Source organism: Cryobacterium sp. MP_M3 (assembly GCF_015752155.1).
Classification (GTDB): domain Bacteria; phylum Actinomycetota; class Actinomycetes; order Actinomycetales; family Microbacteriaceae; genus Cryobacterium.
Genome location: NZ_JADOVI010000054.1, coordinates 1 through 1,453, shown reverse-complemented (window position 1 = coordinate 1,453; position 1,453 = coordinate 1). Strand labels below are relative to the sequence as shown.

Here is a 1,453-nt window from a genome sequence, read left to right as displayed (position 1 = left end):
CAAGACCGTTCAGTTAAGCGTTTTGAATGGTGATTTCTGAGGCGTGGAGGGGTTGTGGCCATTGTGCGTGGTGGAGGCGTTTGGCGGGCCACTTCGAGATCTTGCGTTTGATGACTCGGGGGTTTGATCTTCGTCGGCGTGCGGGGTTCAGCCGTCGGACGAGGGCGAGTACTGCATGGCGCCAGATGGCCGTGGCGTGGTCAGGGCGCGGAGGGGGAAAAAGCGCCCTGAGCCACGGAGCGGCGGGCGATGCGGAGTGCGGCGACGAAGGACACCCGGTCCGGGTCGCGGTGGGCGTGCTGAGCGGCGTCGATCATGAGGGTGCGGATCGCGTAGTGGCAACAGAGGTGGCCCCAGATTTCCTGTTTGACGAGGTCTGGGGATTTGGACCGCATCACCATGCGGGGGCCGCGTTGATGCGTTTTCAACTCGTCGAACACGGACTCGATCTCCCACCGTTCGGAATACACGGTCGCCAGTTCTTCCGCCGAGGCCTCGTCCGGATCCAGGATCGTGGTCAGTAGCCGGTAGGCGTCGGGATTATCGCGTCCGTCGTCGATCGTGTAGTCCACGACCCGCACTGTCAATGGTGTCGTCGTCTGCCGTCCGGGGCCCGACGTTGGGATGATCTTCGCCAGCCAGGACCCGTCAGAGAGGGTCTCCTGATACCGGGGGCGGAGGTTCGTCTTGACCCGCCAGAGCAGGTCAGCGCCGGTCGCGGCCGCCTGCGCCCACAACCGGAAGCCATAGAAGCCGCGGTCGGCCAGGACCAGCATGCCCGGCTGGAAACGCCCCGCGAGCTCCCGGGAGAGTTCAATTTCCGACGTCGTGCACGGGCCTATCACTGCGTCCAGAACGGCATGCGTTCCACACTCCGCCAACGCCACCAGGCGTGCTTGCGGGAAAGCGGACTGCTCCCCCCGACTGACCGGCGGGCGGCCAAAGAACTCAGCATTCACCACACTGTCGGCCAGGTCCAGGACTGTTCCATCAATGGACATCAAACGTCGCCCCGCCAACCAAGACCCCGGCGTGTTCGGCCCTGCCAGCGGTCGCGCGACGCGGGCAAACAAGTCCCGCACCGGCTCGAACCCCAGGCGACGACGCGCCTGGAAGATGGCCGACTTAGACGGTGGCACGAACATCTCGGACCAGCCCGAGGACCACGACAATCCATCCGTCAGCTGAGCAAACACATCCTCGTAGGACGCTTCGGCATACAGACCCATCCCGATGGAGAAATACGCCATCACCCGCGCCGGCAACGCCCTGTTTCGCCGCTCCGTCCGCCCCGCCGCCTTCACCACCTCGTCGATGACATCCGCCGGAAACACACGGGTCAGCAAACCGACCGACACCAAATCCGACAACCGGCGATCAGAGACCGGCTTCACCCACCCCGTACGCGCCATACCCCCAACGTAACACGGGCAAGCTTAACTGAACGGTATTG

Annotated in this window: 1 protein-coding gene; it reads right to left on the bottom strand. The window is 64.1% G+C overall.

Translation table 11 applies throughout. From position 1 onward, the window contains the following. Window positions 1-200 precede the first annotated feature (200 nt). Window positions 201-1,412 (bottom strand): IS4 family transposase, encoded by a 1,212-nt coding sequence (locus IWX89_RS18305; RefSeq protein WP_196904963.1) that lies wholly within the window; start codon window positions 1,410-1,412, stop codon window positions 201-203. Window positions 1,413-1,453 lie beyond the last annotated feature (41 nt).